Origin of the sequence: Rhodopirellula europaea 6C (assembly GCF_000338295.1) — a bacterium.
Classification (GTDB): domain Bacteria; phylum Planctomycetota; class Planctomycetia; order Pirellulales; family Pirellulaceae; genus Rhodopirellula; species Rhodopirellula europaea.
The window spans coordinates 24203-42295 of the sequence record NZ_ANMO01000095.1 but is presented as its reverse complement, the minus strand read 5'-3'; the positions used below and the strand labels follow the sequence as shown (position 1 = coordinate 42295).

The following is an 18093-nucleotide window of genomic DNA, read 5'->3' as shown; positions in this document are numbered from 1 at the left end:
GTTTTCGAATGGTCCTAACGCGGTGCGGCTCATTAAATCAACAGGCGCTAGGACGAAATCTAATTCGGGACGTTGGAAGATTCGTTGGTCGTATCCGCGTCCATGCTCAGTTTGCCTCGCAATCCATTTTCTGGGGCTTCGCCTCCCAGAGCTCGAGTGATCAAGGTCACATTGTGATCGATCATTCCCAGGTAGGTGCCTTCGTACGTTCCCTCTTCACCGGCGGCATCCGAGAATAGTTCGCCGCCAATCTTGACCGAGTGCCCACGCGAATTGGCTCCGTCGATCAATGCTTGGATGCTTTTGCCGTTGACGCTCGTTTCGACGAAGACGGCAGGAACCTTCTTTTCAACGATCAAGTCAACCAGTTGATTGATGCGTTGCAAGCCAGCTTCTGAATCAGTCGAAATGCCCTGCACGCCCATCACATCAATCCCGTACGCTCGTCCAAGGTAGCCGAACGCATCGTGCGAGGTGATCAAGATTCGTTGGTCTTCCGGGATGGTCGCGAGGGCGGCTTTGGCATCCTCAGCCAGCAACTGCAATTCTGCTTGATACTTCTTCGAATTGGCTTGGAAGGTGGCTTGATAATCAGGCAGCTCCTGCCCCAAGACAGTCGCAACTTTGTCGGCCGTGAGCGACCAAAGTTCAACGTCGAACCAAACATGCGGATCGGGGTGGCCTGATTGTTCAGAATCTGAAAGGAGTTTGTTCTCGTCCAAGTCTTCGGTCACCGCGATCACTGGTTTTGACTTTCCAACTTTCGCGAACGCGTCGGACATTTTGCCTTCGAGCATCAGCCCCGAATAAAACACTACGTCCGCGTCGATGATCTGAGCCACGTCATCGCGAGTCGTCTTGTAGAGGTGTGGGTCAACACCGGGACCAAGCAGCACGGTGACTTCGATCTTATCGCCGCCGACCGCTTTCACGACATCGCCTACCATCGCCGTCGTCGCGAGAACTTGCAGCTTGTCGCTCTTCGCTTTGCCGGCTGAATGGGTGCATCCTTTGGTTGCTGCAAAAGCGAAGATCAACATTGCTCCGACCATCAACACGATTCCCCAGCGAGACGTTGTGGATCGGTTGGACGCGTGCGCTGAACGCTCGGTGGGAATCGCAGAATTCATTTGGAGGTCTTCTTTCGTTGTTGAAGCCATTGTTCCACCGCGATTCGATTGGATGGAAATGCCATGTTATTCAGTTCGCGTTTGGTTGGAACGCACCATTTGAACTCACTCAGTTCGCTTGGTTCCAATTCAATCTTTGAATTCGTGGGCACTTTGCAAACAAAGAACAAATCAATCACGTCAGCGGTCACGCCAGCGTAGGTGTAATTGTTCGGTCCAGTGGTCAACAGCGACAGTTCAGTCACTTTGAGCTGGGTTTCTTCGGTGACTTCACGACGCAGCGCCTCTTCGATGGACTCGCCTCGATCGACGAAGCCACCAGGCAATCCCCATTGGCCTTTGCCAGGATCGCGCGCCCGGCGGACGAGCAGCAATTCTTGGTCTTCGTTGACAATCAATCCACCAACGGCAGCAACGGGGCCAAAGAAGAATGCGAAACCGCATTCATCGCATCGAAACGGGATCTCGCCGGGATTGTCGTTGGGTGTTTGGCACGATGGACAATACCGAAACGCCTTTTCAATCGGTTCTTGAGAACGCTTTGGCGACGCGGTGCTCTTCTTGCGAACACTTTTGACAGCGGATTTCTTGGCCTTCTTCTCCGCTGATTTCTTCGGTTTCTTGGTGTGTAATTTTCCGACGCTGATCTTGCTTGTCGGGTGTGCCGCGGGATGAGACGCGCGAGTTGATTTGCGAGAAGACTTCTTCGCCGATTTTCGCGAAGCGGACTTCTTCGCAGATTTCTTGACGGTTGCTGCGCTGGGTTTTTTCTTCATGGTTCGACCTCCTCATCGGTCATGGAGAAGGCGACGATGGATTCGGTGTGGTAGTGCGCCGCTCGCAAAACCCCAGCACCGCTGAGACGCGTTCCGAGAGTCCGAAGTTCTTCGATCGAGTGAATTACACCCATCCCAAGTGACTCGACCACGTCGTCGTCTAGTTGGCAGTGCAGCAGCACGTGTCCATCGGCGATCAATTGATTCCACTGACGTGCCAAGGGCGTTGCTGCATCCCAGTTCTTGAACGCTGTGTCTTGGTCCAAATCGTCTGACGCGTTTGGTCGCGGATCCGCATCATCGGATTCCACTTCCTCCTCGTTTGACTCGATCCCGATCGGTGGCTGCCCAAGTTCTCGTAACCAAACTGGGCTGGGGGAAGTGTTGACCTGAGACCAAATGACGATCGTTCCGCCCGGCGTGACGTGACGTCCAGCAGCGATCGCGGCGCGTGCCAGGTTCGCCCAAGTCTGCGAGGTTTCATCTCCGTCCAGAGCGGCGACAACCATTTCAGCGGTCGGTACGGTCTCGCTGATCGCGGATGAAGTGCTCGCGGATTCTTCGCTGTCCCAAGATTCTTGGTCGGCCGTTTCGCCACTGGCGTACAAGTTGGTCAACTCGTGACGCAAGGCATCGGGCGTTCCCGCGATCAATCGACCAAGTTCGCCCGCGGCATCCGCAGAAACCAGCATCATGACTTGCACACCCAACAACCAAGACGCTTCGGATGGTTCGGTTGTCGCACCTGTTTGATAGCGGTGCTGGGTCGCGGCATCGGCGAACAGCGGGAAGATTCCAGTTGGATCAACGTTATTGATCGCATCGCGAGCTCGGGCCGAAAGGATCGGCAACGTGAAATCAGCGTCGACCAAGTCCTTTGCTAAATAGACCGCTTCGGCGTTTTCGTCGGCAACGATGTAACGCAGGCTTTCGCGGCGATGCGGTTCATGGCGAACGACTTCCACCTTCATTGGCTTCAGCGTTTCCTGGCCGTTCTGCACCGCCTCGAGTTCTTCTTGTAGTTGCGATGCCAAAGATTCGTCGGCTTCATGCCACAGCACCACGCTGACCTTCCCCGCGTTGGCCTTGGCCAGCATCGAAAGCACGCCTTGCAAGACGTCCGAGACTCGCGGCACGTTGGGATCAACCGCCAAAGCCACATGGTCACCGGGGACGATGGCTTCGACGACGGTTGGGAAATCCACCGGCGTCTGCAGCATGCTCTCAGCCAGTTTCGCGATCGCCTCGGGCGAACCATTGACAGGTTGTGAACGAGCCGAGAACGACCCCGCCACCGCGGCAGGTCTCAACTCCCACAATTCGCCTTCGACAGCGCCGCGGTAATCCTGGGCTGAGACGACTGGCAACGAAACACGTTTCATGGAACAAGTGGCTAAAATGAACGGGATGACCGATTGGATGAAAGCGACCCACGCGGCGCTGAGATCGAATGCGGTTATCGTATCGAATCGCGGTTCCTTGGGAGACCCCAGCGAAACGCAACCAGACCGCTCTCCTCCTCTTTTCTGGCAATTGCGATGACTCAACTCCTTGCTGAACAACCGCTCGTGGTTTCGATCATGCTGGGGGTTTTGGCCGCGGCATTGATCTACAGTTGGTTGCAGACCGGCAAAAAGGCGTTGGTCATCGCCGGATTGATTTGTGCCGCGTTGATTCCCGTCGCTTGGGTCATCGCGGGAAACTGGGTGACCGATGAGGAACGGATCGAGACTTTGATTTACGACGTCGCCAAAGCCGTCGAAGAGGAACGGTATGACGATGTGGTGGAGCTGATTGGTGCCGACCAAACCAAATCACAAGCCGGAAACGAACTTCAACGCTACGAATTTGAAGTCGCCAAGGTGGGCAACATTCGTTCTATCAAAATGGTCCAGGGATCCGTTCCGCCACAAGCGAATGTGGACATGACGGTGAAGGTAACCGTCAGCGAAAAACGCGGATCGATCAAGAACGTGTCGATCCCGCGACGGCTGATGCTGACGTTCGAAAAGAGCGGTGACCCCAATGCAGCCCATGGTGGTTGGCTGGTGTCGGAATACGCTCACATGCCGGTCATCGGCAAACCCGACGCCTATTCGACGGGGACCTTTTGATGTCGCCCGATCCTGGCAAAACAGACATGCCCCAAACGGCACCTTCGCCGATCGCTCACCCGTATCCCGGCCGATTGATCACGCTGGATGGAATCGACGGTGTTGGGAAATCATCCCAGATCGAAATTCTGGCTGAGCGTCTACGATCCGAAGGCCGCAACGTTCTCTGCGTGCGAGACCCCGGTTCGACCGATCTGGGCATGAAGCTACGAGCGATGTTGCTGGACAGCGATTTGGAAATGCATCGTCGAACGGAGGCGATGCTGTTCATGGCCAGTCGCTGCGAGATGATCGAATCCACCTTGCGATCGGCGCTCGCCGATGGTGTGACGGTGATCAGCGATCGTTTCCTTTTGGCCAACGTGGTCTATCAAAGCGTCGGCGGGGAAGTCGACGCGCAGACGTTGTGGCAACTTGGACGACTCGCGTGCGGCGGGGTTCAGCCGGACGTGACGCTGTTGCTGGATCTACCCGCTGAGATTTCGATGAAACGAGTCGGTGGCGAAGCTGATCGCATGGAATCACGAGGCGTCGATTACATGGCCAAAGTTCGGCAAGCCTTCTTGGACGAATTGCCCAACGCCGGTGGTCACACGCACGTCATCGATGCATCAGGAACGATCGAAGAAGTCGCCGAAACCATCGCAGCGATCGAGCTGTTTTGATTCGACCTGTAGGTCTCTCGTTCCCGCACACCTGAACGGCATCGATCGTTGCAATGGCAGCCGCCGGGCGACGGAACGATTCAGAATGTGGCTAGCATCTTGCATGCTGTTTCTAAATGCGCCGAAGAGGCCGGCTCACAAAACCACGTTCACTTCAGCCGCAGGCCGTTAGGCCCGGTTATCACGGCAGCATGCAAGCCAATCCAACCTTCCAGCCAACCGCGAAATCGCCCACCACTGTCCACGTCAACCGCAACGCTGCTCACAAAATTTTCGCTCGCATGCTTTCACGGTTCAGAGCGTGATGCAGTCCGCCCGCTTCGTCGGCTCGAGATGGCTCGGTCCCCAGGTGAGCTGAGACCGGATTGCAAGCATCAACGAGAACTCATAGGAGCCTGCCCCCTTTGCAGGCTCTGACTGTCTTCTGCGTTTACTGCAGGCAAATCTGTCTCTTAGGGCTCTCTTAGAGCTGCCAACGTTTTTGACGGATTTCTACAGAAGCACTTGAATCACTCGCGTTGCCCTTTGTTTTTGAGCGGTAGAGATCGGTGGCGGTGCCCCCTGCCTTCGATGAAACTGGCCGTTGGCTAGTAGTCCTCCACCTTGGCCAAAGGCCAAGCTCAACATAGCCAGCGGGCAACGCCCCTGGTCTTGTGCCGCGCCACCAGCGTGCTTTGGCCAAAGGCCAAATTCATCCACTCAGGAAGCGTGTATTCCGGGTTGGCGGGAGCGGCTTCGAGTCCGTCAACCGCACGTTGCGGTCGTTTGGCTGTGTCGATGGGTGACGGCGGCATCCCGACCGACGGTCGGCGACGAGTTCGCCGAGCCGGTATGCCACGTGAATCACTGGCCAGTGAGACCACACGCAAAAAGGTGATCTGAGACCAGGGTGTCAAAGAGGGCCAACGCCAAAAGGCACCGCCCGAACACGTGTCGGCCGCGCTCGAGCAAGCCGGTTTTTTACCTGATGCCGTGACCCTTTGAGAGAACCCTAGATAGTGCATCAAAGAGACCTTGGATGCGTTTGGTACTTTTGTTCGACGATCCCCACCGTGGCGAACGCGGGGCCATGAGCAGGAACAGCCCGATCAATCGCCGCATGAATTCGAAAGGGCAGGTGCCTCCCTCGATTAATTCAACCGCCTCCAGCGGAACATTGCCCCCGCTGCGTGGGAGCGGTACGATGGCTCTCCAGCAACTCAAGTGATGCTGGTCAATCGTCCCAAATCACTTACGTGGCATTCCGCGATTTCCCGAATGTCACCCTGCTGAGTAGGGTTGGATCTATAGCTATACCGCACCAATGGAGTGATACATTTGCATGGCTAAGAAGCCTCAGATACAGTCCGGCCCCGAAGCGCCTCCGCCAAAGGATCCGCAGCCCAGTGTTGACCGAATAGACGACTTGGCTCGCCGCGTCCTCATAGGTGACATCCTATTGCCAAAGTTCCAACGCGATTTGGTATGGAAGCGTCAGCAGATTCTTGATCTCCTCGACTCCGTTGCACTGAACTATCCAATTGGAAGCTTGCTACTTTGGCAGAGTCGCCAAGAGTTGCGCAGTGAGAACTGTATTGCGGATTTGGAAATCCAACTCCCGAAGCCGGACTATCCAGTCAACTATCTGCTTGATGGTCAACAGCGTTTGTCAACGATTTGCGGTGCATTGCACTGGCATGGGGACGATCCAAACAGCGTTTGGAACATCGCATACGATCTTCGCCATCGTGATCTCGTTCAACTCGATTCACTGGATGATCCGCCGCAACATTTTGTCCGAATGAACAAGTTGGCCGATGGTGCCGCGTTCTACAAGTATTGCGCAACTCTCGACTCGCTAAGCGCACCGGACAAAGATGCTCTCAAGGAGAACGCAGATTCGCTGTTTAATCGCTTCAAGGACTACAAGGTCGCCACCGTCACGTTGGGTGATATGTCTATCCAAGACGTGGCGCCCATCTTCGAACGCATCAATAGTACCGGTACAAGATTGACGATCGTTGACCTCATGCGAGCTGCAACGTGGAGCCAAGAGTTTGACCTGATTGACTCTATCGACGACGTTCTTGCCGTTCTCACTGCAAAGAATTTTGGTGGCATCGATCGCAAAGTAGTTCTGCGCGTAATGTCCGCCGCTGCTGGCGGCGGATTCTCCGTCGAAAGCATCGACGCGCTTCGCAACTACGACGCAGATTTGCTGAAAGCGGCAATGGACGACTCGCAGGCCGCGTTTGAAAAGGCGGTAGATTTTCTCGTAACGCAGATCTGCATACCGGGCGATTCTGTGGTTCCCTACGCAAACCAAGTTGTCGTACTGGCTGAACTGTTTCGCAAATGTCCCAAGCCCACTGCTGCACAATATGCGGCAATCGCGACTTGGTTCTGGCGTTCGGCGGTCAGCGGGTACTTCTCAGGATGGAACACCGGAAACATGTCTCGCGACAAGGAAGCAGTTGCTGAATTTGTGGCGGGCAATACGGCTGAAATGGCCGTGGTTGCCTACAGACCAAATTACAAAATCTGGCAGCAGAAGGTATTTCGTGCTGATAACGCCCACGCGAAAACGCTCGCCATTATTCTGGCCCATAAGGCACCGGTCGATCTACTGATCGGACAACAAATCGACGTATCCAAATCACTTGCATGGACAAATTCAAAAGAATACCACCACTTCTTCCCACGTGACTATTTGAAATCGGTTGGTGTATCGGCTAGCTTGTCGAACTGCTTGGCAAATATCGTCATGCTGACATCCGTCAGCAACAAACAAATCACTAATCGTCCACCGTCCGATTATCTTAAAGACGTTCAAGCAGCGGCGGGGGCCAATCTTGAGCAATGGCTTGCGTCCAACTTGATTTCCGACGCCGCATTCAAAGCCGCATTGGCAGACGACTACCAGACATTTATTGAAGAACGTTCCCTGACAATTGATGCTCGCGTTTCTCAACTAACTGGTTGGTAACGTCAGTGTAACCATCCATGCACCCGGCGAAGTCGGGCGTTTTAAAATGGGCGGTCTTTCGTCGCCGCCGGGTGGATGGTGTCGGAGCTATGAAAGGGGACGGTTTCATAAACGGACAGATGGAAACACTCAGGCAACGCCGCCCCTTTTGATTTTGCCCAACGGCTTGAAACACAAAACGCCCTTCAAGCGAAGAGGATAGCACCTTCCCTGGCAGGACGCAGCGATTCAGCGTCCTGGGAGCAAGCATTGATTCAAGACCCACCGCATCACGGTGAACCCATGTGTGCCGGCAATGAGATGGTTGCCGATTGTCGGGCGAGGTTCTCTATCTCGGCCCTGTCAGGGCTGGCAGCTGAAGCGGACGACTCGCTCGATGGGGATGACTTCGACTTGCCCGTCAACGTGCGCGATGATGAGATAGTCCGAGCCGAGAACGGCCGACTCAACCTCCAGGTCACTGAACGTCGACACGCCACCGAGACCATCGTCGACCGTGTACTGAACGGTCACCTCGTGAAAGGTGTGACGGTCGGCCAGAGGCAAACCCTTCCAGAACAAACCACACGCCATAAAACCGCAAGCGAAGCTGGCAGCGGCAATGAGAATGAGTTTGCGTCGATCATTCATTTGGATGTTCATCGGCGATCGGAAATGACGTGGGGCACTCAAAAGGGAGCGGGGCAATCGTGAGCCAATCGAAATCGCAATGCCCCGTCCCCTTCGATCTCAAGTAGCTCAATTCTGGTCATGATCAGAGTCGGTCGACATTTCCTTTGGGGCAGTCGTTCTTGGAAGCAAACGAAGCATGGACTCGACCTGCCTGAGCGCTTCTTGCGTTTCGGGATCCGACAACAGTTTGAGTGTCTCGTTCGCCGAACGAAGGGTAGACGGAAGTGACGAGATCCCTTTGGCTACGTCGTCCCCGACAATGTTCGAGTCCTGAAGTGTTTTCTGGAAATCATGAAACAATCGGTACACAAATGATTGACTCAGCTCGACCGTGGTTGTGCCCTGTCCCGTCGCTACGGCCGCACCGTCGATGACCACGTTGTACGATCCCGAAAACTCGAAGCGAATGACTCCCTCACTTGGATGAGGATTGGTCTCAATCGTTGGTTCGTCAGCGTAAGTGGTGGGCGAACAAAGAACGGATGCAAGAACAAGCAATCCGGAAAACATGGAAATGGTGTGTTTCGGCATTTTTAGCAACCTGCATATCGAATGGTGAATCTTGATGTGTTCGCAAACGTCTCTGTTCGAGGAACGTCAAGCACCACGGGGGACGGAGAGTGAGTTGTCCGTTCGAGCGAGCACCTCGCGCCATTCGTCCGTGAATGTCTTTGTTCTGCTCGCCTTTACAAACTGCCAGCCTGTTTCTGTCTTCCACTGGATGCGAAATCCGGCATCTTTGAGAGTCGTGTCCTTTGGAAACCAAAATGCGAGGTAACGCATGCCGATGGACCTTACAGGCTCCGGGGCGAAACAGTAGGCGTTGCTGATTGGATGATAAACGAATCGAAAGACGTTTGTCGTCGAAGGGGATGTCTTCTCGTCGACGCGAAAATGGACCATCGCAGAACAGATGGGGCCAAGGCTCAGAACGAGAAACACGAAAGCCAGTTGAATCGATACGACACACGGCAACAGCAATCTTGCAACTTTGTGATCGCGTTTAAGCAACAACGGGCCGAGGCACAGGAGGCTCGCGAACGCGGCTACAGGAATTGCGAGCGTGCCGGTCAAAGCCAAAAATTGCCCAAGGCTGATGGCGAACGCAATACAGGCTGTTCCCAGGAGTAGAAAGCGGAGGGAGAATTTCGGTCGCATTACGTATTCAACTCCAGTCACCAGAGCGTTAGGCATCACGGGGCACGGCGAGCTGACGATCCATTGCGAAAAACGCCACAACCCGTGCTCCCGTGCATGTCATTGTTCTGCTTTTTCGCTAAGCAGGGCCTTAGTGAGCGAGCTTGAGTCCTGGTTCGCGTGTCGGCCCGTGAACATGATTGCAGTAGCCGCGATCGTAAAGAGCGACCCAACCGTCACTGTAGCCCATGCGGTGTTGTGAGGAACAGCGATATCCTCGGGAAGTGCCGCATAATAGGAAGCCATGCTAAGGTAGCCGTGTAGGACACCAACCAGGCCGATCAGTGCGGGCAAGAAGACGATCCACCGTGTCCTCAGGATTCGGCTTCCTGGTGAGTTCCATAAGTCGTTCATGAACGCGGCAAGAATTGCGAACAGGCCTGCCCCAAATATCATTGCTCCGTAAAGCATCCCTAAGCTATCGACGGTGTCAGCGATGAAAGATGATGGCAGGTGACTTGCTGCTATTTGCAACAGTGAGAAACTGGCGAGTCCACCGAAAGCGGACAGAATCAACAGTCGTGAAAGTCTCATTAGGTGTCCTTGTAAGAAGAGATACTGCGTTGTGGTGCCTTCAGTCAGCAGAGCGGCGGCCGTAACCGGGCGTTGAAGAAAGATTGTCCATTTCAAAACCGCCAAATTTCGCCGCTCCAGTTCACTGTTGGGTTATCAGTTTGCCACGCTCAAGACAGGAGATGGATCGCGATTCGGAATGCGCCATAGCCCAAAAAACATCCAAGAAGGGACGTGAGGATAGCCGAACGCCACCACCCACGCAGCCATCGGCGAAACGCAAGAAAAAGCAAGCCCCCACCGGACGCCATGCCAACGGCTATTGCCGGCGTAATCAATCGGGATGGAAAGTCTTGAACCGAGCCAAACGTCGTGTTCCAAGTCGTGTAAATCCAAAGGAGCGACATTCCAACCAATGAGTAGCCGAGAATCAAGCAAACCACTGCGGGTATGACACGAGTACTATCACGTCGGGCAGCGGGGCTAGCGTCTTGACGCTCGCGATTGAGCCAAAGACCAGTCGTTGATTCCACCTGGAATGGCGTTTCGTAAGGGTTGGTTTCAACCATCAGCATATTTCAGAGGGGAGCGTCTGCCGTAACTGGGCACGAACGGAAGGCTTTGATTTCAGTTGCCGCGTGATTGAGTGCGCCGGTTCACGGATTGGTAATCCCATTGCATGTGCGGTGAGACAGCGCAACAGGAAATGTGGCAGATCAAACTTTTGGTAGAGTGCTACGACTGGCAATATCCCCATCGTTGTCGGTGGGCAGCTTATCACAGCAAGAACGCGGTGGCATGTTGAAGTAGGCCCACGAGGCAAGCACAGACCAAACGACGATCATCGGTGTAAATGTGCGATAAAAAGTCACAACGCCCTTTTGTCCTGCAACATTTTCCGGCATGAAGGCGTCAGCAACAGCTATCGAGGCCACACATGCAAGAACGACGGTAACGCCCACGCAGACGAATGCGATTGCTTGCAGGCGAGTTTTGAATGGATTCATAGTGACTCTCTCTGGGTTTGCAGCCGTTCGGTTCTAGGCGGAAAACGCCACCCGTCACCGGGTCGCGTCGAAAAAGCGTACCATCGTCAAAACGCTTGACACGCGACTCCGGGTACGCGGGATTGTTATTTGTTGTCAGCTGGGTCACCAAAACCGCCACCATGGCCTCTGCACAGTTGGAGGCGCGGGCGTGATGACGTCATACAAATGCGATGCATCGACGTCTGCCATCCGTTTCAGTATTGCGTCGTCTCGTCCGCGATAGTGGATGCACTCGAACTCCGCGCAAGATATTGTCTTGATCATGCAGTCGATCTCGGTTTCGTCAGAAGGTTGCCGAGAGACGTAGCAGTGATGCGAACCGGAAGCGTCAATGTCGTAGGTAAACAGTTCCGGCGCTTCGACCATGGGGACATCGCAGGATGTGCAGCAACCGTCTTCAACATAGAAGTCGCCTGGAACGTTCTTGCGGTGCGGAGTCACCATGTCGCGTTACAAATTGGGTCGAAGTAGCGGGCGGTCAATCACGTACGGAGACGCAGCGATTTAAATCAAATAACGGTACCGACCACCCGGTCGCCACGAGAGATCTTCCATTGTCAAAACGCCCGGCTCGGCGACTCGGGTGCATCGGAAGGTTCGTCGGCGTTGTCATAGTGCGGAAATGCGTACATCGGAATTAACACCGTCTGATTATGGAAGCAAATTCACGCGGCACCGGCATTTCTTCCGCTCCTGATTCTAATGTATCCAACCCTTACCATCGCAAGCCACCCTAATCCAAACACTGGGACGGGAAGAACCATTAGCGCATAGATCGTCGCCGAAATCACTCCCTCCTGCGTCGGACGAAGTAGGTATGGATCACAAACGAACAACAGGGAAACGCAAACGTATGCGATTCGCCAGGCGTAGCCGCGGTCGCATGAAAAATATGTGCCCAGCGTAAGCAAGAACATCCCAACCGAAATCACGCCATGCCCGATGTAAGTGACATCGCTACAAGCTATCAACCAATCACTCTGGGTTGATTGCGGTGAGAGTTCACCGACGTAAAGGCGTAACGCTGGATAGGACAAGACGCAGAAAAAGGAAAACACACCAAGCAGCACAGTATTCCAGCCACGGCGAAGCCACTGGGGCTCCACCGGTTTCGCAGGATCATTGGGCGGCAAATATGGATCTAGATTCAAAGCAACGTTGTTGATGAGGATCGTTGGCGTCACGTGAGTCTGCTCGACGAACGATATGATTGTCCCCGGTTTGTCCGGAGAGAAGTCGGATGGAAGGGGTTTCTCGCCGGTTGCGTTGTCCAGTCTCGGGTTCGTAGTCTCGGATTTATCGCCGGTTGGAAGGAACTTATCGCTGGTTGCGTTTCCCTCACCTAACGTGGTGGTGCAGCACGCTGATGTCAAGCATTTTGTGCGTTTGCGAACCAGTGTTCCCTGGGTGAACGCAACTTTTGCCCGCCAAAAGCTGGTTTTCGATTCGTCAGGGGCAACCGGGCAGGAACAGCAGGCAACCCAAGCAATCAAAGCGACAGCGGAATAGATGCATCCCTGTCGCGGAACGATCCATTGGATCGCAGTGGGCTGCTGACCGAGAAGCCGAACCGAAAGCCCGGCGGATGCCTTGAAGGAGTGCTGAGCGTAGGTAGATCAAGCACCTGGGCGGGGACAGATCACGTGTCCTTGAGCGATCAAGGACGTCCCTTATTTGGGGAAATCTCGATGCGTACCCGTGAGTAGGACTGAGGTGGCCTGGGTTTTGGGGGCCACGCGAGTCCTTAAACTGAAAAGAACTCAAGGAACCTCAGATGCCCAGAAAGACCAAGCCTTCAGCGAATCCTGAACGACGTACTTACACCGACGAATTCAAACGTGATGCAGTTGCCATGTTGCTCGATGGTCACTCAGCGAAATCGATTGTTGAGCGTCTGGGGATCTCCGGAACGAACCTTCTTTACCGCTGGAAGAATCAACAGGTCGAGTCGGCCGGGCCGGTTGGCGAGGTGCTCGATAGCCGCGTCGTCGAACTCGAGGCAGAGCTGCGACGGGTCGAGCGTGAACGCGATGTTTTAAAAAAAGCTTTGATCATTTTCGGCCGAAACGAGTGAGCCAGCTCTACTCCGCCGCGCTGAGCATCATTCGCGATGGCACTGCATCGCAGCGAGAAGTCGGCGAGATCCTCGGTTTCTTGCGATCCGCGTTTCAGCGATTTCAAAGCGAACCTCCAAGCCAAAGAGAACAGAGCGACATGGATGTCCTGCCGATGGTGATCACCACGTTTCATCGACACCGCAGACGCTACGGTGCCCGACGGATCGCTGCAGACTTGAAACTACAAGGAGTTGCAATCGGACGTGAAAGGGTCGCCAAACTACTGCGAATTGCGGGGCTATCGGCGTTGCAGCCAAAATCGTTCAAGCCGCGAACGACCGAAAGTCGACACACCCTGGGCTACAATGAGAACTTGTTGCTTGAGCGGCCTGAGCCAACGAGCGTCAATCGTTTGTGGGTAGGCGACATCACCTACATTCCGATCGTGCGAACTGGATACGCTTACATGGCGACCCTCATGGATCGCTTTTCCAGACGGATCATCGGCTGGTCTTTGGAAATGAATATGACCGATAGCCTCGTGATCAAGACGCTCCAAAAGGCGATTCGAAGTCGACAGCCTTCAAGAGATCTCATCCACCACACCGATCGCGGCGGTCAGTACGCAAGCAAGAAATACCGAGCGATCATCAGGCGCAGTTCGATGCGTCAAAGCATGAGCCGAGCTGGTGACTGCTACGACAACGCGTTTATGGAATCTTGCTTTGGAACGATCAAGACGGAGTTGCAAATGACCGAGTATGAAAGCTATCGCGAGGCGTTGAGTGAACTCACAGAGTTCATTGCCTACTACAACACATCGCGACTTCATTCATCGCTCGGCTATCTTTCGCCGACCAGATTCGAATCAACCGTCCCCTGCTAAAATAAGAGGACGCGTGGCCCCCAAAACCCAGGCCACCTCAGACTTGCCCGAAAGGTGGGGCGGAATGCGGCAACGTATGCCCGTGCAAAGAGATGTCAGCAGAGGGCCCCATCGATCGATTGCTGAAGGCTCCGTAGCGACCCACGAAGACTATAGCTTGAGCTCTGGGGGAGATACCGCGCACCACACTCCCTTTTCGTCAGCGGTAGTCATTCCATCGCGATTGCGGTGACGCTTAACTGAATGCGAATGGTCTCGCGCTGGTCGGATGGCAATCGGTTGTCCAAGTGTTCAAAATCGCGAGTCTCGTCGATGAGTGTTACGGTTTCGCCCTCGGAAATCTTTGCAAAGCTTCGGGATGCACCCGGGTTTTCGCTTCTTGATGTGTAGGAGCCAATGCTAGCAGGATAGATCTCCTTGATTGGCTTCCGTATTGTTTCCCTGACGGCTCTACGACCTATCCCTCTGCCACTTGTCGGATCATACCCCAGTTTCGTCGTGATGATTAGATCCTCCTCAAACTGCTCCTCCGGAGATACGGGGTCAGGCAAAAGGAGGACAAGGGAGCCGAACGCGTCCTTGCTCGAGTCCGTTGAACGGTTCTTCGTGTAAAATGACTGCGAGGATTCTAAGTAGTTTCGTTGAAAGACAATTCGACTCCTCCGATTTTTTCCTTTTGGCCGATGGGAAATCGTTACTTCCCACGTCCAAGGTACGCCAGTCACTTCGAAAGCCCATGCGTCCAATCCTAGGTCCGCTAGGATAGTCTCGGCGTCCAGATTGCGTCTAACCGTCAGCTGTGCTCCGGATTGCTCCGGGTCCTTTGACAGTCGCTGGTTCTGCGGAATTTGGCTTGTCTCAACCGGTCCCGAAGATTCTCCGCAACCACAAGTCATTATCGCTAGAAACGCGAGCGACGAAATGGTTTTTGGGAGAGATCGCATGCGTGAAAGCTTCCTGTTGTTCACTGGGTAGCGACCGCGATGACCGATGTCGCGGCCAAAAAACTCACCGTCAGGAAGCGGCCTAACCGCGACTTCAGTGCATCGCATTGTTCGCCATAATCGTAAGTCGATATGCCAGTCGACGTCAATGCGTTGATATTATCCTGGGCATTAAGCGACAATAGTTATCCAGCGGATTCATTCAGATCAGTGTATTCCCACGCAATCCGAAACGTACCGTTCTCACTTGATTTATCTCTGTCTAACAGATAAACCACATCGTGATTGTTAAGCTCGGTTGGTGGATCTTTAAAACTGATTCGAACCAAGTAGCGATCGTTAAGATCTGACATGACCGTAATAGCTTTTAACCGCTCTAAGTCATAGTCATCGGTTTCACCGTGTGTTGCTGGTTTCCAACGGTCTCCGACAGTGCCCAGCCAATAGCGTCGATAAATGGTTTCTTTCTCCGACAACGCGGGCCAAAATGAGTCTTCGTCTGCGCTGGGATATTTTCTGTTTACCAAGCTGATGTCGCGGTAATAGTGAAGCACCAGCCTCGCAATAGCTATTGCGGTCTCGTCTTTCGAGATGAACGTTGACAGAAGTCTCTCAATGGAGTGTTGCGGGTTCGAGCTCATGAGATTTCAGGTGGCGAACGGCGGTCATCACGGGGGACGGACAAAAGACTTGTAAGCATACGAGAAAACGGACCACCCGTTCTCCCGTGCAATTCATGGTTCGTCGTCATTTCCAGGTTGATACTTTGCTGACCGTTTAGTTTGCCAATTTGAGCATTTCGGTTGCTCGGGCTTGGGAAAGCGACATTCGCATCGCGGGCATTGGCCGGTCAGCTGAGTGGATGTGAATCCGTGATCGCATTGTGGACAGACATACTTACTCGCGTACATCCGCTCGATTGCGCATTGCATTCTCCGGTCGTGTGTCGAAAACGTGTCAGCGAACAGGCCAGCAGCCGGTCCGAGCGTCAGTCCGACTAGCAATATCAACATCGCCGTGTACTCGCTCTGGCAATAGCTTGCCGCAAGTCCCGCAATACAGACGCTCATGGCCGTGCATGCGACCAAGGGCGTTCGCATCTTGTTCCAGGCCAGGATGGCTAAGAGGAGTACAATCCCATATCGAATCCAGAACGCAAACGTGGTTGAAGGCAATATTTGACTAGCGAGGTTCATGTTGGCGCAACCAAACGTTGAGCGTGTGAAGCATCTCAGGAATTGCGATTCGATTGAAGACAGATCGACGAACGGTGGACATGAACGAGTACGCGCGGTTGATTTTCCATATGTGATGACTCGATCGCGTACTTCGGTCCATGTCATGGTTCTGCCGACTACGATACCCAGCTGACACCGTTTGATCGCACAATCCACCGGCCATTTTCGCGTCTAGCTACGTAAAAAAAGCCGCCCCCGTCCAACGGCCCACGCACAACGCCAGTTGTGATGTTGACTGTGTCCTTGTCTTTGAATCTCATCGACATAACGCGTGGATCGAGGGATTGGTGAGTCTTGAAATACTTGACGATTGCAGCTACGTCAGTTGGCTCAATGCGAGAATCAACGTCGAACTCTCGATTATCTAGCTTGCCGATTGCCGCTTTTCTTTGCTCTGCCGTTACAGCCGGATGACGGCGTTTCGCCATCTTCTCCCAGTCCAAGAGCGCTTCCATTACAACACGCCTGACACGAGCTTCCTCGTCGGCCGTCAATTTCGACATATCGATGTCACGAAAGGGCGGTGGGTCGTTTCGGTCGCGATCGCTGCACTGCTCTGATTGCAACTCTTGAAACCGCGAGAAAAGATCACCTAGTTCAGGGAATCGTTCCTCCGCGATTGCCGTGAAGGAAAAGCTAGCGACCATGCACGATAGAAGTGAAACGCAAATTTTCATGGCAGAACGTTAACGACCACGTGGCCGCCGCGAAAGACTCACCACCTCAATAAATTCAACTCGGCGGCTCACGTGCATCGTCTGGTTCGCCGCATTCTAATGGAACAACTCAGAGGGGGAAGTCAGGCGTCTCGGCAACTATAGTCACATCGTTGTCGGCAGCAAAAATCCCACGGATTGCACGGTGAAGTCTATCAACCTCCTCAGTTGTGTCGACAAACCTGAATCGGGCCCAACTCCATTTTTTGCCTCGAGGCGTTTGCACCGTGACGCACAGATCAAGATCATCCGTATCATCGATCCGCAAGCCGTATATCCCAACACCGCAGGAAAATGGAAGCGCCGCGATCGTCATCCACCACCCCCAGTCTTCGCACACTACCTGAGTTGCTTGGTAGCCAAGCTGACCCAATTCATCTCTCAAATATTCAGCGCACGCCTTTCCGTACATGCCCTCGTTGATCAGTTCATCGGCCTCACCGGGCAGCACCCGAAGTTTTGTCGATCGAACGTGCAGAAACGGATTTGATCCCATGAAGTGGGTTTCAGTGCTGGCCTGTCGGCGAACGTCTACGATCAGCCGGCGGCGACGAAAGATCTTCCATTGTCAAAACGCCCGACTTCGCCGCTCGGTTGCATCGTTTGGTTCCCCGCGTTTCCGTTAACGGCAACCACGTTCGATCATTGTGAGTCAATCCAATCGAAGAAGCAACCAATTAGAAGCGGCAAAGTTGATGGACCACCGGCGGCACAGAATTGATCGTTCTCGATGTAGTACGCCGTCCAAGTTCGTTTTGCACCGGAGGTGCCATTCTCGACCATTGCCAGTTTACGCCCAGAGTATTCGGTGCCGGATAGGTCGATCCGCAGCGACCAGCCTGGATTGTCGAGTGTCTCGATGCGCACTCCGTACGAATGTTCCCAATCGCCGTTGCAGTGATTGTCGTACCAGTCCTGTAGTCGCGTAAGTGCGTCGGGCATCAGCTTGTAGTGACGTAGGCGCTCAATTCAGTCGGGGAACGATTGAGTTCACCTGCTTAGCAACGAAAAAAATTTTACCTTGCTAGCCGGCGTGACGCTAAGCGGGTGCAACGACTTGGTTGTACTGTGCCGCCGGGGCCTGTGCTACGTGGACCCGCCATCGCCTTCGTGTTTTATCGGTGGCGCGTCCTGTTTCTCTGGACCAAGGCAGCGTTCTGGAGAGCCCACC

General features: G+C 54.0%; 16 protein-coding genes. 5 read left to right on the top strand and 11 right to left on the bottom strand.

Annotated features, from left to right (window positions below; translation table 11 throughout):
• Positions 1-59: 59 nt before the first annotated feature.
• The 3 genes from RE6C_RS08370 to RE6C_RS08360 are packed head-to-tail and all read right to left on the bottom strand — an operon-like array spanning position 60 to position 3288.
• Positions 60-1130 (bottom strand): metal ABC transporter solute-binding protein, Zn/Mn family, encoded by a 1071-nt coding sequence (locus tag RE6C_RS08370; RefSeq protein WP_008655593.1) that lies wholly within the window; start codon positions 1128-1130, stop codon positions 60-62.
• Positions 1127-1906, bottom strand: coding sequence for an NUDIX hydrolase (locus tag RE6C_RS08365; protein ID WP_008655592.1), 780 nt, complete (start codon positions 1904-1906; stop codon positions 1127-1129). Before RE6C_RS08365 ends, RE6C_RS08370 begins: the two co-directional genes overlap by 4 nt.
• Entirely contained in the window at positions 1903-3288 is a 1386-nt protein-coding gene (locus RE6C_RS08360) for a hypothetical protein (protein ID WP_008655591.1), read from the bottom strand. The genes RE6C_RS08365 and RE6C_RS08360 overlap by 4 nt, the downstream gene beginning before the upstream one ends.
• Before the next feature lie 156 nt (positions 3289-3444).
• Here RE6C_RS08360 and RE6C_RS08355 point away from each other — a divergent pair, with 156 nt between their 5' ends.
• From RE6C_RS08355 to RE6C_RS08340, 3 genes are all read left to right on the top strand, one after another.
• Complete coding sequence (locus RE6C_RS08355; RefSeq protein ID WP_008655589.1) at positions 3445-4020, top strand: hypothetical protein; 576 nt, start codon at positions 3445-3447, stop codon at positions 4018-4020.
• Entirely contained in the window at positions 4020-4685 is a 666-nt protein-coding gene (gene tmk / locus RE6C_RS08350; RefSeq protein ID WP_008655588.1) for a dTMP kinase, read from the top strand. The genes RE6C_RS08355 and tmk overlap by 1 nt, the downstream gene beginning before the upstream one ends.
• Positions 4686-6006: 1321 nt before the next feature.
• Positions 6007-7650, top strand: a complete 1644-nt coding sequence (locus tag RE6C_RS08340) for a GmrSD restriction endonuclease domain-containing protein (RefSeq protein ID WP_008655585.1) — start codon at positions 6007-6009, stop codon at positions 7648-7650.
• Between the two features lie 342 nt (positions 7651-7992).
• Here the strand turns inward: RE6C_RS08340 and RE6C_RS08335 are convergent, their stop codons facing one another.
• The 4 genes from RE6C_RS08335 to RE6C_RS08310 all read right to left on the bottom strand — a co-directional run bounded on the left by RE6C_RS08335 (position 7993) and on the right by RE6C_RS08310 (position 11525).
• The gene (locus tag RE6C_RS08335) at positions 7993-8280 is read right to left on the bottom strand and encodes a hypothetical protein (RefSeq protein ID WP_236616155.1); all 288 of its coding nucleotides are present in this window, start codon (positions 8278-8280) and stop codon (positions 7993-7995) included.
• 1299 nt (positions 8281-9579) lie between these two features.
• The gene (locus RE6C_RS08320) at positions 9580-10158 is read right to left on the bottom strand and encodes a hypothetical protein (RefSeq protein WP_236618034.1); all 579 of its coding nucleotides are present in this window, start codon (positions 10156-10158) and stop codon (positions 9580-9582) included.
• Between the two features lie 590 nt (positions 10159-10748).
• Complete coding sequence (locus tag RE6C_RS31505; protein ID WP_144054701.1) at positions 10749-11039, bottom strand: hypothetical protein; 291 nt, start codon at positions 11037-11039, stop codon at positions 10749-10751.
• Between the two features lie 144 nt (positions 11040-11183).
• Positions 11184-11525 (bottom strand): ferredoxin, encoded by a 342-nt coding sequence (locus RE6C_RS08310; protein ID WP_008655576.1) that lies wholly within the window; start codon positions 11523-11525, stop codon positions 11184-11186.
• Between the two features lie 1330 nt (positions 11526-12855).
• Between RE6C_RS08310 and RE6C_RS08305 the strand changes: the two genes are divergently transcribed.
• Together RE6C_RS08305 and RE6C_RS08300 are read left to right on the top strand one after the other, a co-directional pair.
• On the top strand, positions 12856-13155 hold the full coding sequence (locus RE6C_RS08305) for a transposase (protein WP_008655570.1): 300 nt from the start codon (positions 12856-12858) through the stop codon (positions 13153-13155).
• Entirely contained in the window at positions 13152-14024 is an 873-nt protein-coding gene (locus RE6C_RS08300) for an IS3 family transposase (RefSeq protein WP_008655568.1), read from the top strand. The genes RE6C_RS08305 and RE6C_RS08300 overlap by 4 nt, the downstream gene beginning before the upstream one ends.
• A 1129-nt stretch (positions 14025-15153) precedes the next feature.
• Here RE6C_RS08300 and RE6C_RS08290 read toward each other — a convergent pair.
• The 4 genes from RE6C_RS08290 to RE6C_RS08275 all read right to left on the bottom strand — a co-directional run bounded on the left by RE6C_RS08290 (position 15154) and on the right by RE6C_RS08275 (position 17864).
• A complete protein-coding gene (locus RE6C_RS08290; protein ID WP_039961581.1) occupies positions 15154-15609 on the bottom strand; it encodes a hypothetical protein in 456 nt (151 codons plus the stop codon).
• 713 nt (positions 15610-16322) lie between these two features.
• Complete coding sequence (locus tag RE6C_RS08285; protein ID WP_144054699.1) at positions 16323-16709, bottom strand: hypothetical protein; 387 nt, start codon at positions 16707-16709, stop codon at positions 16323-16325.
• A gap of 283 nt (positions 16710-16992) precedes the next feature.
• Positions 16993-17418, bottom strand: a complete 426-nt coding sequence (locus tag RE6C_RS08280; protein WP_008655561.1) for a hypothetical protein — start codon at positions 17416-17418, stop codon at positions 16993-16995.
• A 146-nt stretch (positions 17419-17564) separates the two neighbouring features.
• On the bottom strand, positions 17565-17864 hold the full coding sequence (locus tag RE6C_RS08275; RefSeq protein ID WP_039961578.1) for an immunity 53 family protein: 300 nt from the start codon (positions 17862-17864) through the stop codon (positions 17565-17567).
• Positions 17865-18093: the final 229 nt, after the last annotated feature.

Bases quoted from the DNA above. Each gene is read 5' to 3' on its own strand.
- RE6C_RS08370 (WP_008655593.1), bottom strand. From the start codon at position 1,130: ATGAATTCTGCGATTCCCACCGAGCGTTCAGCGCACGCGTCCAACCGA.
- RE6C_RS08340 (WP_008655585.1), top strand. From the start codon at position 6,007: ATGGCTAAGAAGCCTCAGATACAGTCCGGCCCCGAAGCGCCTCCGCCA.
- RE6C_RS08365 (WP_008655592.1), bottom strand. From the start codon at position 1,906: ATGAAGAAAAAACCCAGCGCAGCAACCGTCAAGAAATCTGCGAAGAAG.
- RE6C_RS08335 (WP_236616155.1), bottom strand. From the start codon at position 8,280: ATGAATGATCGACGCAAACTCATTCTCATTGCCGCTGCCAGCTTCGCT.
- RE6C_RS08310 (WP_008655576.1), bottom strand. From the start codon at position 11,525: ATGGTGACTCCGCACCGCAAGAACGTTCCAGGCGACTTCTATGTTGAA.
- RE6C_RS31505 (WP_144054701.1), bottom strand. From the start codon at position 11,039: ATGAATCCATTCAAAACTCGCCTGCAAGCAATCGCATTCGTCTGCGTG.
- RE6C_RS08290 (WP_039961581.1), bottom strand. From the start codon at position 15,609: ATGAGCTCGAACCCGCAACACTCCATTGAGAGACTTCTGTCAACGTTC.
- RE6C_RS08285 (WP_144054699.1), bottom strand. From the start codon at position 16,709: ATGTCGAAATTGACGGCCGACGAGGAAGCTCGTGTCAGGCGTGTTGTA.
- RE6C_RS08305 (WP_008655570.1), top strand. From the start codon at position 12,856: ATGCCCAGAAAGACCAAGCCTTCAGCGAATCCTGAACGACGTACTTAC.
- RE6C_RS08280 (WP_008655561.1), bottom strand. From the start codon at position 17,418: ATGGGATCAAATCCGTTTCTGCACGTTCGATCGACAAAACTTCGGGTG.
- RE6C_RS08360 (WP_008655591.1), bottom strand. From the start codon at position 3,288: ATGAAACGTGTTTCGTTGCCAGTCGTCTCAGCCCAGGATTACCGCGGC.
- RE6C_RS08275 (WP_039961578.1), bottom strand. From the start codon at position 17,864: ATGCCCGACGCACTTACGCGACTACAGGACTGGTACGACAATCACTGC.
- tmk (WP_008655588.1), top strand. From the start codon at position 4,020: ATGTCGCCCGATCCTGGCAAAACAGACATGCCCCAAACGGCACCTTCG.
- RE6C_RS08355 (WP_008655589.1), top strand. From the start codon at position 3,445: ATGACTCAACTCCTTGCTGAACAACCGCTCGTGGTTTCGATCATGCTG.